This window comes from Cohnella ginsengisoli, from assembly GCF_029525555.1.
Taxonomy (GTDB): domain Bacteria; phylum Bacillota; class Bacilli; order Paenibacillales; family Paenibacillaceae; genus Cohnella; species Cohnella ginsengisoli.
In genome coordinates, this window is sequence record NZ_JAPDHZ010000008.1 from 242,000 (window position 1) to 255,051 (window position 13,052).

The window sequence follows — 13,052 nt, forward strand, 5'->3', positions numbered from 1 at the left end:
TGCGTCAACAATTTTATGAAATATATTATATATTTTATTTCACCATTTTGTCCGAGTCTGCGGAAAAGGGAGCGGCATTCGCATGAACGGGTTCGAGAAAAGAGCGCAGCAGATCAAAGAAAGAATTCGCGTCGCGACGCTGGAAATATTGCGGGAAGCGGGTCCCGGCAAGCTGCGCATCGCCGATCTGTCCAAGCGGGCGGGCGTATCGCAGGTTACGATCTACAACTACTTCGGCAGCAAGGAAGGGCTGGTCCGCGACGCGTTCAAATCGTACATGGACCGCGCGGTCGAGTCGTTCGAGGCTTATATGCGCGAAGGTCATTCGATGCGCGAGCAGATTGCCCATATCCTGCAGTTGGAGAAGGATTCGTACCGCGACTTCCCGCCGGGCCTGATCAAGGAGATGCTGGCGGAGGACGCGGAACTGGCCGCCTATATCGAGACGGTGTACAAGGAAAAGACGGTCCCTTGGACCGTCCGCATGATCGAAGAAGGCAAAGCCTCCGGCGAGATCTCGGCGCGCGTCAGCGCGGAGCACGTACTGGCCTTTATTCAGCTGTACATGAACCAGTATCGAACGCTGCTCGAGATGGCGGAACGCAGCGCGGACAAGGACGGATTTCTGGAGGGCATGGTCCATATGTTCTTCTACGGAATTTGCGGGAAGGAATAGCGCGCGTCGCCAGGGACAGGACCGATTGACGAATCGCCCTCCGTTAACGGATGATACTCCTATTGATCCATTCGGTTGACGCAAGGTTAGGAAGGAGCCGGTCGGGATGAATCCCGTGAAAGTTATGATCGTGGACGACGAAGTGCTGGCGATCGAGCATCTGAAAAGCCTCGTCTCCTGGGAAGCGCTCGGCTACGAGATCGTCTGCACGGCGACGCGCCCGGCGCAGGTGCCCGAGCTGGCCCGCAAGCATCGCCCCGACCTCGTCCTCATGGACATCGTCATGCCCGGCCAAGACGGACTGGCGCTCAGCAAGACGCTGCTCGCGGAAGGTACGGCGCTGAAAATCGTGCTGCTGACCTCATACAAGGAATTCGAGTACGCGAAGGAGGCCGTCCGGCTCGGCGTCGCCAGCTATTGGGTGAAGCACGAGATGGACGCCGATACCTTCAGCCGCGAGCTGGGCGGTATGCGCGAGGAGATCGTTCAAGCCCGCAGCGCGCTGCGCAGCGGACGGGATCGGCTGCTGGTCGACTGGCTCGGCGGGCGGGAGCTGTCCGACGCCGGCTGGCGGACGGCGACCGACGGGCGGTGCGACGGCTTCGACCGCTGGCAGCTCGTCGTCCTCCGCCCCGACCGGCCGCCGTTCTCGCTGCCCGGGATGCCGGCGCCTCCGCCGCTGCCCGACGCCTGGCCCGCTTCGGACGAACCCGGCCTGCTGGCGGCCCTCCCCCTTCCTGGAGGAGTACTTCGTGCTCCTCTACGGGGACGTCGCCGCCCGCGGCGAAGGACGCCTTCGCGAGACGGCCGAAGCGCGGGCGGCCGAGGCGGCGGCCGCCCTGACGCGCCTCGCCGGCGGCACGGTCTCGGCCGCGAGCGCCTACGGGCTGGCAGACCGCGACGCGGTGCCCGGCCGGCTCGCCGAAGGCATGAGACGGCTTGGGCTTGCCGTTTATCACGGGCCGCGGCAGCTGTTCAGGCTGAACGAGCCGCCGCCCGAGGCGGCTGCGGCCGCTGCCGGCCCCTTCGACTGGAGCGCGGGGCTTGCCGCCGTGCGGGGAAGGCTGCAGGAGGGGCGGTATGCGGAGGCTGCGCTCGGACTGCCCGGCCTGTTCGCGCAGGCGCGCGCCGCGATGGACGTCCCCGGCCTGTCCGAGCTGTGCCGCCAGCTCGCATCCGCGATCGCCGGCTGTCGCGCGCAGCTCGGCCTATCCGACTCGGCCGAGCCGCAGGATGCCGGGGGCTGGACGTCGCTGGCCGCGATCGAGGCCGCGTTCGCGGAGCGGATCGCCGCGCTCGAAGCGGCGGCCGGCGCGCCGGCCGCCTCGCGCAAAGTTCGCGCGGCCATCGCTTACCTGGAGCGGCACTACGCCGATCCGGATATCGGCGCCGATGCCGTGGCCGGCCATCTGGGCATCAGCCGCGACCATCTCCGCCACGTCTTCAAGGAGGAGACCGGCCATACGGTGCTCGACCGCCTGACCGAGATCCGCATGGCGCAGGCGAAGCGGCTACTAGCGGATGGCACGCTTAAGATCTACGAGATCGCGGAGCGCGTCGGCTACCGCAACGGCCAGTATTTCAGTCAGGTCTTCCGCAAGCAGACGGGCATGAATCCGAACGAATACACGGAGAAACGCAGGTGAGCGCCGCATGCGCATGAAGATCCGCACCAAGATCATGGCGAGCGCCGCGCTTGTCGTCTCGTTGTCGCTCGCCGTGAGCGGCTTCTTTATTTACGACTATGCCCGGGATATCATCCGCGATCAATCGATTAAGGACAGCCGGACGAAGCTCGCGCAGATTTCTTTCCAGCTGGGCAAGATCCAGGAGCAGGTCGCCAAGACGGCCGAATACATCGTGTCCGACGAGGAGATCACGGACCAGATCTACGGGCAGCCGGGCGACAGCATCGAATCCGAATATTTCCGCAAGCAGGCGGTTCAGGAGAAGCTGGGCCGGTTCGTCGCGCTCGGCAACTTCATCCTGAACGTGCTGATCGTGCCGCCAAGCGGAGAGACGTACTCCAACTTCAGCGGCTACGAGGACTATTTCGCCGACTATCTGAAGCAGGACTGGTTCGTAAAGCTGAAGGACGAGCGAAGCGCCTACAGCGAGCCGCATTCGTTTTTTTACATCAGCGGGAAGCGGCAGGTCGTCAGCTACGTGCTGAAGTACCGGCCGATCGGCGTCAACGCGTCCGCGGACAGCTACCTCGTCGTCGACGTCGCCTACTCGGAGCTGTCCAACGTCTTCCTCCAGACCGCGCGGGACTTCGAGCAGATCGAGCTGTACTCCGGCCAGGGCGCGCTGCTGTATGCCGCGAACGAGGAGCTGCCGGCGGCGGACCGCGCATTCATGGCGCGCGCGCTCGGCCCGGATGCAGACTACGCCGAGGACGACAATCGCATTGCGCTCGCCGACGACGGCATGAACTACGGCTGGCGCCAGACGGCGCTGCTCTCCAAGCAGACGCTTTTCGAAAAAATCAACCGGATCTTCTACTTCTACGTCCTCATCATCCTCTGCGGCATCGTCGCGTCGACGGTCGTCATGCTCCCGATCATCGTGGGTCTCACCCGCCCGCTCATCCGCCTGACGAACGCGATGAAGCGCGTAGCCGTCGGCGATCTCGGTACGACGGTCGACATCCGCAGCGGCGACGAGCTGGAGATTCTGGGCGGCGGCTTCAACCGGATGGTCGGCGACCTGAAGGAGACGATCCAGGCCTCGGTCCGCAGCGAAGCCGACAAAAGGCAGATGCAGATCGACCTGCTCATGGCGCAAATCAATCCCCACTTTTTGTACAATGCGCTCAATACGGTCATCTATCTGTCCCATGCCGGGCGAAGCGCGGAAGCCGCGGAGGTGACCCAGGCGCTCATCGCCATTTTGCAGGATACGATCAAGACGGGCGAAGGCGCGGTGCGGGCGCCGCTCGCAGACGAGAAGCGCATCGTGGACAAATACGCGGTGATCCAGCAGACCCGCTATCCCGGCCGCTTCCGACTGGTCTGGGAAGTCGAAGACGGCCTGCTCTCCCGCTCGGTCCCCCGGATGGCGCTGCAGCCGCTCGTAGAAAACGCGATTTTGCACGGCATCGTCCCCTCCGACGCGGACACCGGCACGATCGCGCTGCGCGCTTACCGGGACGGTCCCGACCTCTGCCTCGAGGTGGAGGACGACGGCCTCGGGATGACGCTGCCGGCTGCCGGCTGGCTGCCGCGCGGCGGCGCCGGCCATGAGCGGACGCGCGGCATCGGCCTGTCCAACATCCAGGAGCGGCTTCGCTCGCACTTCGGCGCGCGGGCGCGGCTCGAGGTCGAGAGCGAGCCGGGTCGCGGCACGCTCGCCCGCATCCGGCTGCCCTGGACGGAGCCGGGCTGACGGGATGCGGTGCGGTGCGATACGATGAGATGCAGCGCCGGGCCATTTTGCGCTTATCGGCACCTTTCCGAGCGTCGCAGATGCGGCGTTAGTGCCCATTTGCGTTCATCGGCATGGGGTTACGCGGTTTTCCCGGGCAACTCCACTGCCCGTTGGCGGTTCCACAGGAGTTGCACGGTTTTTCCGGGTAACTCCGCATCCAGATGGCGGTTCCACAGGAGTTGCACGGTTTTTCCGGGTAACTCCGCATCCAGAGGGCGGTTCCACAGGAATTACGCGGTTTTTCCGTGTAACTCCGCATCCAGATGGCGGTTCCACAGGAGTTGCACGGTTTTTCCGGGTAACTCCGCATCCAGATGGCGGTTCCACAGGAGTTGCACGGTTTTTCCGGGTAACTCCGCATCCAGATGGCGGTTCCACAGGAATTACGCGGTTTTTCCGGGTAACTCCGCATCCAGATGGCGGTTCCACAGGAGTTGCACGGTTTTTCCGGGTAACTCCGCATCCAGAGGGCGGTTCCACAGGAGTTGCACGGTTTTTCCGGGTAACTCCGCATCCAGAGGGCAGTTCCACAGGAGTTGCACGGTTTTTCCGTGTAACTCCGCACCCAGAGGGCGGTTCAACAGGAGTTGCACGGTTTTTCCGTGCAACTCCGCTCCAGTCTGCGGTTTCTAAGTTGAGTCCATATAATTGTGTAAAATGGATGGCCTCTTGAAAATAAGGAGAGCCATGAAATAGAACCTCGTCTAGAATGGAGTTGTCGAGACAACATTCAAGGGAGAGGGCTATTCATGGCTCAGTATCAGATTACACTAGACGAGGCACTATTGCATCAATTGTTTATTGGACAGGCACGTGACGAGGGAGTGGCCAAGCTGCTGGAGACGGTGCTCAACCAGGTGTTGAAGGCGCAAGCAACAGATCAACTGGAGGCCGAACCTTACGAGCGTACGCAAACCCGTCAAGGCCAGCGAAACGGCAGTTATGCGCGAGGATTAACGACACGGGTAGGCAAGCTGCAGCTGGAGGTTCCGAGGTTTCGAGACGGCCAGTTCTCCACAGAGCTATTCGCCCGGTATCAACGTAGTGAGCAGGCGCTGGTGACATCCCTTATGGAGATGGTCGTGAACGGCGTCTCGACGCGGAAGGTTCAGCGGATTACAGAGGAACTTTGCGGTACAACGTTTTCGAAATCCACAGTGAGCGAGCTGTGTAAGCAGTTGGATCCGCTGGTGGAGTCTTGGCGCACGCGTTCCTTGGAGGAAAAGAGCTACCCGTTTGTCATTGTGGACGCCATGTATGTCAAAGTTAGAGAGAACGGTCGGGTGCGCTCCCGTGGCGTGTTAACCGGCTACGGCATCAACGAGCACGGTAACCGTGAGGTGCTTGGAATTTCCATCGACGATACCGAGTCCGAAGCGAGCTGGAGTGCATTCTTTGAGGGCTTGAAGCAGCGTGGACTCCATGGCGTAGACCTGGTCATCAGCGACACGCATGGCGGCCTTGTCCAAGCGATTAAGCATCACTTTCAAGGGGCGACATGGCAAAGGTGTCAGACGCATTTTACGCGAAATATTCTAGATGTCACGCCGAAGGCACTACAATCCGAAATAAAGGCGGCTCTGCGCTCGATATTCGAAGCGCAGAACCTGGAGAGCGCGAGAAGGCTGCTGGAAGAAACGCAAGAGATGTACCAGGAGAAAGCGCCAAAGGCCATGGAGACGCTGGAGCGAGGATTTGACGACGCCACAGCGGTACTGGCATACCCGGAAGAGTACCGGGTAAGAATCCGGACCTCGAACGGCATGGAGCGAGTCAACCGGGAGATCCGTCGGCGAGAATCGGTTATACAGATTTTTCCGAACCGTGAATCGGTTATCCGATTAATCGGTGCCGTGCTCATGGAGCTCGAAGAATTATGGAGCAACAAGCGCTTCATGGACATGACAAGGTACCATGCGTGGCAGAAAGAGCGTGCGAAGAATCAAAAGTAAGCAACAAAATTCGTCGACGAGGATTTTACACATAAATATGGACTTGACCGGTTTCTACTGGAGTTGCACGGTTTTTCCGTGCCACTCCGCTCCAGTCTGCGGTTTCTACTGGCGTTGCACGGTTTTTCCGCGTAACTCCGCTCCAGGCTGCGGTTTCTGCTGGCGTTACGCGGTTTTTCCGTATACACACTGCTCCCCCCGGTGCCCTGCTCCCCCGAACCTCCGGATTTTATACAAAATCGCCGGTTTCCCGCATTATCCGGACAGGCTCCCCCCGGGTTACGATATTCATGCAAGCACTTACAACGAAGTTCTATCGGGGGGTCCATCCAAAGTGAATCACTTGCTCACGAAAAGCCGTACAGCCGGCGCGCTCTCGCTGCTCCTGCTCTCCGGCGCGCTCGCGGCGTGCGGCGGCAACAACAATGAAAACGGCGGCGCCTCGCCGTCCGCTTCGTCTCCAGCGGCCAGCAGCGCTGGCGCCTCGTCTTCCGCGCCCGCGGCGAGCGCCGATCCGACGCAGCTCAGCGGCACGGTCAAGGTATGGGATTGGGACGAAGCGTTCCAGAAAGGCATGATCGCGGAATTCAATAAAAAAGTACCCGAATATCAAGGTTGAAGTGACCGTCGTCAACCCGAACGACTACCTGCAGAAGCTGCAGAGCGGCATCGCCTCCGGCTCGGACGTGCCGGACGTCATCCTCGGCGAATCCGCCTACCGCGGCAAGCTGTTCGATCTCGGCGTGCTCGACAACCTCGAAGGCGCGCCGTACAACTTCGACAAGAGCTCGGTGCTCGACTTCACCGTGCCGTACATCTCCAACGGCAAGGGCGAGGTCATCGCGGTCGACCAGGCGATCACGCCGGCCGGCTTCGCCTACCGCCGCGACCTCGCCAAGCAATACTGGGGAACCGACGACCCTGCCGAGCTGGAAAAGCTGATCTCCTCCTGGGACGACTTCATCGCCAAGGGCAAAGAGCTGAAGGACAAGAGCGGCGGCAAGGTGCTCATGATGCCCGGCCTCGGCGACGCCTTCATCGCATTGAAGGGCCAGAACTTCGCGCCGTACGTGAACGGCACCGAAGTCGACCTGACCGCCAAGGTCAAGGAGCCGCTGAACAAGCTGTTCGAGATGCGCGACGCGGGCATCCTCGGCAAAAACGAGCTGTGGACGCCGGCCTGGTCGGCCTCGATGGCCAAGGGCGAGTTCATGTTCTACCCGATGGCGCCGTGGGGACCGAAGTGGCACATCTCCGCCAACGATCCGGACGGCAAGGGACGCTGGGGTCTCGTCAAGGCGCCGGAGGGCGGCTTCACGCGAGGCGGCACCGCCGTCGGCATTTATAAAGACAGCAAAAACAAGGAAGCGGCCTGGGCGTTCGTGCAGTACGCGTACCTGTCGGACGAAGGCTCGGCTTACAACTTCAAGACGTTCGGCAACATGACCGGCTCCAAGTCGTTCTACGAGACGCACAAGGATCTGATCGAAGCCCCGGGACCGTACGACGAATTCTTCGGCGGCCAAAACCTGGCAAAGTATTTCATGGAGAAGATCGTTCCCGACATGAAGGGCGAGCCGCAGTCGAAGTATGACTCGGTCGTGGACGGCGTGTTCAACGCGCTGTACCCGCTCTGGACGAAGGATACGTCGGTCACCGCGGACGCCGCGCTGCAGAAGTTCATCGCAGAAACGAAAAACAAGGCGTCCGACGCGACCGTCAAGTAACCTACAGAATAGAGGGATGAACGTGAACGCGGAACAAAGCCTCGCACCGGCCGCCGCCACCTCCGCCGCATCCCGCAAACGCAGATGGGGGCCACATTTGTGGCCCTATCTTTTCGCGCTGCCGTTTGTGCTGGCTTATGCGGCTTTTCAGCTGTACCCCGTCGTCTACTCCTTCGTGCTGAGCCTGCATGACTGGAACGGCATTAGCGAGAAAACGTATATCGGCTTCAAAAACTACGTCCAGCTATGGACGAACGACCCCTTGTTCATCAAGTCGCTGTGGAACACGCTGATCATGATGCTCATGTTCATTCCCCTTACGCTGATCCTCGGCCTCGTGCTCGCTTACTGGACGTTCCAGCTTACGCGGGGCAAGCGCCTGTTCCAGACGATCAACGTGCTGCCGTACATCACGACGCCCGTCGCGATCGGCTTCATCTTTTCCTACCTGTTCGACTGGCAGACCGGGCTCGTCAACCTGCTGCTGACGAAGTTCGGCTGGCTGCAGGAAGGCTTCTACTGGCTGCAGGACCCTTGGGGCTCGCGCGCGATCATCGCCTTGATGGTCATTTGGCGCAATCTCGGCTACTTCATGATCATCTTCATGGCCGGCATGACGGTCATTCCGCAGGACGTGTACGAGGCGGCCAAAATGGACGGTTCGACGGGCCTGCATACATTTCGCAAGATCACGATGCCGCTGCTTCGCAACATCACCGTATTCCTCGTCGTGACCTCGGTCATCGGCGGGCTGCAGCTGTTCGACGAACCGAAGCTGCTGTACGGCGGCTGGTCGGGTTCCGCGCAGGTCGGCGGACCGGACAACACGGCGCTTACCGTCATTTGGAAATTCGTGGACGAGTCGTTCATTTCCAATACGCGTTTCGGGTACGCCTCTTCGATCGCCTACTCGCTGTTCGTCATCATCGTGTTTTTCTCGATCTTGAGCTACCGCCTGACGGCGCCGAAGGAGGACAAGCGATGAACGCGGCGAAAACGGCCAAAACGCTCATGTGGATCTGTCTCGTCGTCATCTCGGCGCTGTCCCTATTTCCGTTTTACATCATGATCGTCATGGGCACGCACTACAACGAGGACCTGTTCAAGGGTATCCCGATCGCGCCCGGCGGCTATCTGGCCGACAACCTGAAGACGGTCATGTCCGCCGACTTCATGGGCGTTTACCTCAACAGCCTGATCGTGTCCGTCGTGTCCGTCGTCCTGGCGACGCTGACGAGCACGCTCATCGGCTACGCGCTCGCGAAGTTCGAATTCCGCGGACGCAAGGCGCTGCAGACGTTCGTCGTCCTCACGATGATGGTCCCGACGCAGGTCGGCCTGATCGGCTACATCATCGAAATGCGCAACCTCGGCGTCGGCAACACGCTGTGGCCGGTCATCCTCGTGTGGGCGGCGTTCCCGTTCGGCGCGTTTTTCATGGTCCAGTTCATCCGCGACTCGATCCCTAACGACTTGCTGGAGTGCGCGCGCATCGACGGCTGCTCGGAGCCGGGCATCTTCGCCCGCATCGTACTGCCGATCATGAAGCCGGGTCTCGCGACGCTCGCTACGCTCGTCTTCCTGTGGTCGTGGAACAACTACCTGCTCCCGCTCGTGACGATCAACAAGTCGGAGTGGTACACGCTGCCGATCTTCATCTCGAACCTCGGTATCGTCCACCGCACCGACTACGCGGCGCGCATGCTCGCGCTGTCGCTGACGACCGTGCCGGTGCTGATCCTGTTCATTCTGGGGTCGAAAACGTTCATGAAGGGATTGACCGCGGGGGCGGTCAAGGGTTAGGGCAGGCGTCTGCCGCTACACACGTACCGAGTACCTGCGCTATGGCGGCCGGCCGACCGTACTGCGCCGCTTTGCCCGCATGAGGACCCTACCGCTCGACTTCACGCGAAAGGTCGAGGCTGGCCGGCGATAACTGCATTCATGCCGTTATTCGCGCCGGACGGCCTCTTCTTGCGGGCGTACCGGATCGATTATCTGCACATTTGCAGTTATTCTGACCGAGTTTACTTGAAGTTACTTGAAGTTACTGGATGGAACTGAGTGAAGGAGCGATGCAGATGCACGAACGACAGATGAAGCTGGACGGGGAATGGCGGTTCCTGCTCGATCGGGACGGTCGGTACGCGGATGCGCCGCCGCCGGACGCCGCCTTCGGCGAAGGCGTCATCCGGGTGCCCGGCTCCTGGGAGGAGCAGGGCTACGGAGACGAGCCGCCGTACGGCCAGATCGATACGTGGACCAAGGTCCGCGATTACGAAGGCGCGGCGTGGTATCGGACGACGTTTAGCGTCGGGGACGAGGAGCCGGCGGACGTGGTCGGAACTGCGATGGAAGGCGTTGGGAAAGCGAGTGCCGCGGAGGCGGGCGGCCAGGCGAACGCGATGGTCGGCGGAGCGGACGATGGCGCGGATCGATTGTCCGCGGCAGTCTGGATGCTGACGATCGCCGGGGCGCGCTGGACGACGGAGGTGTGGGTTAACGGCGCCTATGCGGGCAGGCAAGACAGCCTGTCCGCACCGCATACGCACCTGTTGGAAGGCCTTATCCGGCAGGGCGACAACGCGCTCGCCATCCGCGTGGACAACCGGATGCGGCTGCCGCTCGCGGACAGCCATATCCATACGCGCCATACGGCCACGGCCTGGGGCGGCATTACGGGTGGCGTGAAGCTCGCGCGCCTCTCCCCCGCGCGGATCGAGGATGTCTCGATCGCGCCCGATCCGGAGGCGGGCCTCTTCCGCTGCCGCGTGTCGGCCGGCGGCGAGATCGCGGCGGGCGACGCCGTCGTCGCGACATTTCGCGCGCCGGACGGGGGGACGTTCCGCGCGGCGGCGACGTTCGTCTCTGCCGGCGACGCAAACGCCGGGCCGGGCGAGAACGGCAGCGCCCGCGAATCGCATGCCTCCGCATCGGCGGAATTCGTCGCCGAGCTGACCTGCGCGCTAGGCGACGCGCCTGCGCTGTGGAGCGACGCCCGGCCGCAGTTGTACGACGCCGAGTTCGTGCTCGTGCGAGACGGCCGGATGCTGGACGGGACGACAAGGCGGCCCGGACTGCGGCGACTCGCTGCCGACGGCAAGCGGCTGCTGTTGAACGGCCGCCCTGTCTGGCTGCGCGGTTACGTCGATTGCTGTATCTTCCCTCTTACGGGCTATCCCGTATGGGACAAGGCGCATTACGTGCGCCAATTCCGCATCGCCAAGTCGTATGGCTTTAATCACGTGCGCCTGCACGGCTGGACAGCCCCGGAGCCTTTCTGGGAAGCCGCCGACGAGGCGGGCATGCTCGTGCAGTCGGAGCTGCCGCATTGGTCGGCGCACTATCAGCCGCGCGGGGCCGAACCGCCCGCCGACGTCGACGCCTTCCTCGAGGCGGAGCTTAGGCGCATCTATGCGCAGTTGAACGCGCATCCGTCCTTCGTCCTGTTCGCGATGGGCAACGAGCTCGTCGAAGACAACGGCCATCCGCGCCTGAACGAACTGGTGAGGCTGGCGCGCGAGCTCGATCAGACGCGGCTGGTCACGGACAACACCGGCTTCGGGCAGCTCCCGGAGCAGGACCGCGAGGGCGACTTCTTCATCCCCTCATTCAACTGGCACGCGCCGCTCAAGACCGAGGAGATCGCGATGCCCGCCACGGACCGCGACTTTTCCGCAGTCGCCAGCCTCAGCGCCAAGCCGGTCATCGGGCATGAGCATGCGCAGTTCGCGATGTACGCTCGCCCAGAGGAGAAGTTCAAGTACACCGGCGTCCTCCGGCCGACTTGGCTCGAGACGATCGAGGAGACGTTAGCGGGCAAAGGACTCGCGGCGCGCATACCCGCGTTCATTGAGGCGACCGGCAGCCATCAGGCTCGGGCGCTTAAGGAAGCGATGGAGCGCGCACGTCGAACGCCGGACGCTGCAGGCGTGCAGCTGCTCGACATCCGCGATTTTCCCGGTCAGGGCCACGCGACGACGGGGCTGCTCGACGTATTTTGGGATAGCAAGGGGACGATCGAGCCGGAGCGCGTGCTGGATTTCAACGGACCGACCGTGCTGCTGATGTCCTGTCGCGGGCGTACGTTGTTCGCCGGGGGAGCGCATGCCCGTCCGCCTCCTCGTCTCCCACTATGGCGAAGCGCCCTTGCTGAAAGGGCGCGTGGCCTGGCGGCTCTCGGCAGGCGACGAGACAATCGGCGCCGGACAGCTGGAAGTCGCGGGATTGCGCGCCGGCGAAGTCGCCGGGATTGGGACGGTGCAGGTCGGATGCGGACCGGATCGCGCTGCCGCCCGCATCGTGCTCGAAGTCCGTTGGGAGAGCGACGATGCAGCATCCGAAGAAGGAACGATCCGCAACGCCTGGTCGTTCTGGTCGTTCCCGCGAACGAAGCCTTCGGACGCCGAAGGGACCGTATGGACCAGCGCGCCGGCACTTAAGACCGTGCTGTACGGCGCGATCCACGAGCCGAACGCGCGCTTCGATCCCCGCCTCGATCCCGCGCGGCGCGGCGTCCGTCTCGCGATCGTCGAACGGCTGACGACCAACGTGCTGCAGCATCTCGTCGCAGGCGGAAGCGTACTGCTGCTCGCCGGCGAGTCGGAGCTGTACGACGCCGTCATGACCAAGTACCTGCCCGTCTTCTGGAACTATCTGATGTTCTCCGAGCAGGCGGGCGGCACGATGGGCGCGATCGTGCGGGACCATCCGGCGCTCGGCCGATTCCCGCACGACGGAAGATCCGACTGGCAATGGTATCATCTGCTGAACGGCACGCCGGCCATCTGCCTGGACGCGGCGCCGGGCATCCGTCCGGTCGTGGAGATCGTGGACAACTTCAACCGCGTCAAGCGGCTCGCGGCCGTCTTCGAGGCGCGCGTCGGAGCGGGCCGCCTGCTCGTGTCCACGCTGGCTTGGCGAACGCCGGCCGACTTCAAGCGGCCCGAGTCCGCGTATTTGTTTGGCGAGCTGTTGAACTATGCCTTAGGCGACCGCTTCGAGCCCGAAGCGACGCTGACCGTCGGACAGCTGCTCGGCATGGTGCGCCTGCGCGGCATCCATTCGTTCTTGTAACAATCGCGGCGCAGTTGTTGTCCCGTCTCGAAGCAGCGGAGACAATGACTGCGTTTCTATTTGTCGACGTCCCGATCGTATCGCGCAATTGTGCATGGTCCGGCAATAGCGGAGTGTTCGCAGAAGGCTATCAAGTAAAAACGCATCATGCAGCGCCTGATATTTGCGCGAACGTCCATTTCCCGAGGGTGC

Annotated in this window: 10 protein-coding genes and 1 pseudogene; 10 read left to right on the forward strand and 1 reads right to left on the reverse strand. The window is 62.4% G+C overall.

Annotated features, from left to right (window positions below; translation table 11 throughout):
- Positions 1-82 precede the first annotated feature (82 nt).
- Positions 83-676 carry a TetR/AcrR family transcriptional regulator gene (locus tag OMP38_RS31930; protein ID WP_277568645.1) on the forward strand — a complete coding sequence of 198 codons (594 nt, stop codon included), beginning with the start codon at positions 83-85 and terminating at the stop codon, positions 674-676.
- Between the two features lie 43 nt (positions 677-719).
- Here the strand turns inward: OMP38_RS31930 and OMP38_RS31935 are convergent, their stop codons facing one another.
- Positions 720-929: a hypothetical protein gene (locus OMP38_RS31935; protein WP_277568646.1), complete on the reverse strand. Its 210-nt coding sequence runs from the start codon at positions 927-929 to the stop codon at positions 720-722.
- On the opposite strand from OMP38_RS31935, the pseudogene OMP38_RS36490 reads away from it, so the two are divergent.
- The 9 genes and pseudogenes from OMP38_RS36490 to OMP38_RS31975 form a co-directional block, all read left to right on the forward strand.
- Positions 837-1,049, forward strand: a pseudogene (locus OMP38_RS36490) (response regulator); the annotation flags it as partial. The gene OMP38_RS31935 and the pseudogene OMP38_RS36490 sit on opposite strands and share 93 nt — an antisense overlap.
- A 379-nt stretch (positions 1,050-1,428) precedes the next feature.
- Positions 1,429-2,322 (forward strand): helix-turn-helix transcriptional regulator, encoded by an 894-nt coding sequence (locus OMP38_RS31940; RefSeq protein ID WP_277568647.1) that lies wholly within the window; start codon positions 1,429-1,431, stop codon positions 2,320-2,322.
- Positions 2,323-2,329: 7 nt separating this feature from the next.
- Positions 2,330-4,063, forward strand: a complete 1,734-nt coding sequence (locus tag OMP38_RS31945; protein ID WP_277568648.1) for a sensor histidine kinase — start codon at positions 2,330-2,332, stop codon at positions 4,061-4,063.
- 791 nt (positions 4,064-4,854) lie between these two features.
- Positions 4,855-6,057 carry an IS256 family transposase gene (locus tag OMP38_RS31950; RefSeq protein ID WP_277564084.1) on the forward strand — a complete coding sequence of 401 codons (1,203 nt, stop codon included), beginning with the start codon at positions 4,855-4,857 and terminating at the stop codon, positions 6,055-6,057.
- 334 nt (positions 6,058-6,391) lie between these two features.
- Complete coding sequence (locus OMP38_RS31955; RefSeq protein ID WP_277568649.1) at positions 6,392-6,676, forward strand: hypothetical protein; 285 nt, start codon at positions 6,392-6,394, stop codon at positions 6,674-6,676.
- 1 nt (position 6,677) lies between these two features.
- Complete coding sequence (locus OMP38_RS31960; protein ID WP_277568650.1) at positions 6,678-7,784, forward strand: ABC transporter substrate-binding protein; 1,107 nt, start codon at positions 6,678-6,680, stop codon at positions 7,782-7,784.
- 22 nt (positions 7,785-7,806) lie between these two features.
- Entirely contained in the window at positions 7,807-8,769 is a 963-nt protein-coding gene (locus tag OMP38_RS31965; RefSeq protein WP_277568651.1) for a carbohydrate ABC transporter permease, read from the forward strand.
- Entirely contained in the window at positions 8,766-9,587 is an 822-nt protein-coding gene (locus tag OMP38_RS31970; protein ID WP_277568652.1) for a carbohydrate ABC transporter permease, read from the forward strand. The genes OMP38_RS31965 and OMP38_RS31970 overlap by 4 nt, the downstream gene beginning before the upstream one ends.
- Positions 9,588-9,865: 278 nt before the next feature.
- Positions 9,866-12,226, forward strand: coding sequence for a glycoside hydrolase family 2 protein (locus OMP38_RS31975; RefSeq protein WP_277568653.1), 2,361 nt, complete (start codon positions 9,866-9,868; stop codon positions 12,224-12,226).
- Positions 12,227-13,052: the final 826 nt, after the last annotated feature.

What these genes read in the sequence shown, in the direction of transcription:
- OMP38_RS31945 (WP_277568648.1), top strand. Translation starts at nt 2,330, where the DNA reads ATGCGCATGAAGATCCGCACCAAGATCATGGCGAGCGCCGCGCTTGTC.
- OMP38_RS31935 (WP_277568646.1), bottom strand. Translation starts at nt 929, where the DNA reads ATGCTTGCGGGCCAGCTCGGGCACCTGCGCCGGGCGCGTCGCCGTGCA.
- OMP38_RS31930 (WP_277568645.1), top strand. Translation starts at nt 83, where the DNA reads ATGAACGGGTTCGAGAAAAGAGCGCAGCAGATCAAAGAAAGAATTCGC.
- OMP38_RS31975 (WP_277568653.1), top strand. Translation starts at nt 9,866, where the DNA reads ATGCACGAACGACAGATGAAGCTGGACGGGGAATGGCGGTTCCTGCTC.
- OMP38_RS31970 (WP_277568652.1), top strand. Translation starts at nt 8,766, where the DNA reads ATGAACGCGGCGAAAACGGCCAAAACGCTCATGTGGATCTGTCTCGTC.
- OMP38_RS31950 (WP_277564084.1), top strand. Translation starts at nt 4,855, where the DNA reads ATGGCTCAGTATCAGATTACACTAGACGAGGCACTATTGCATCAATTG.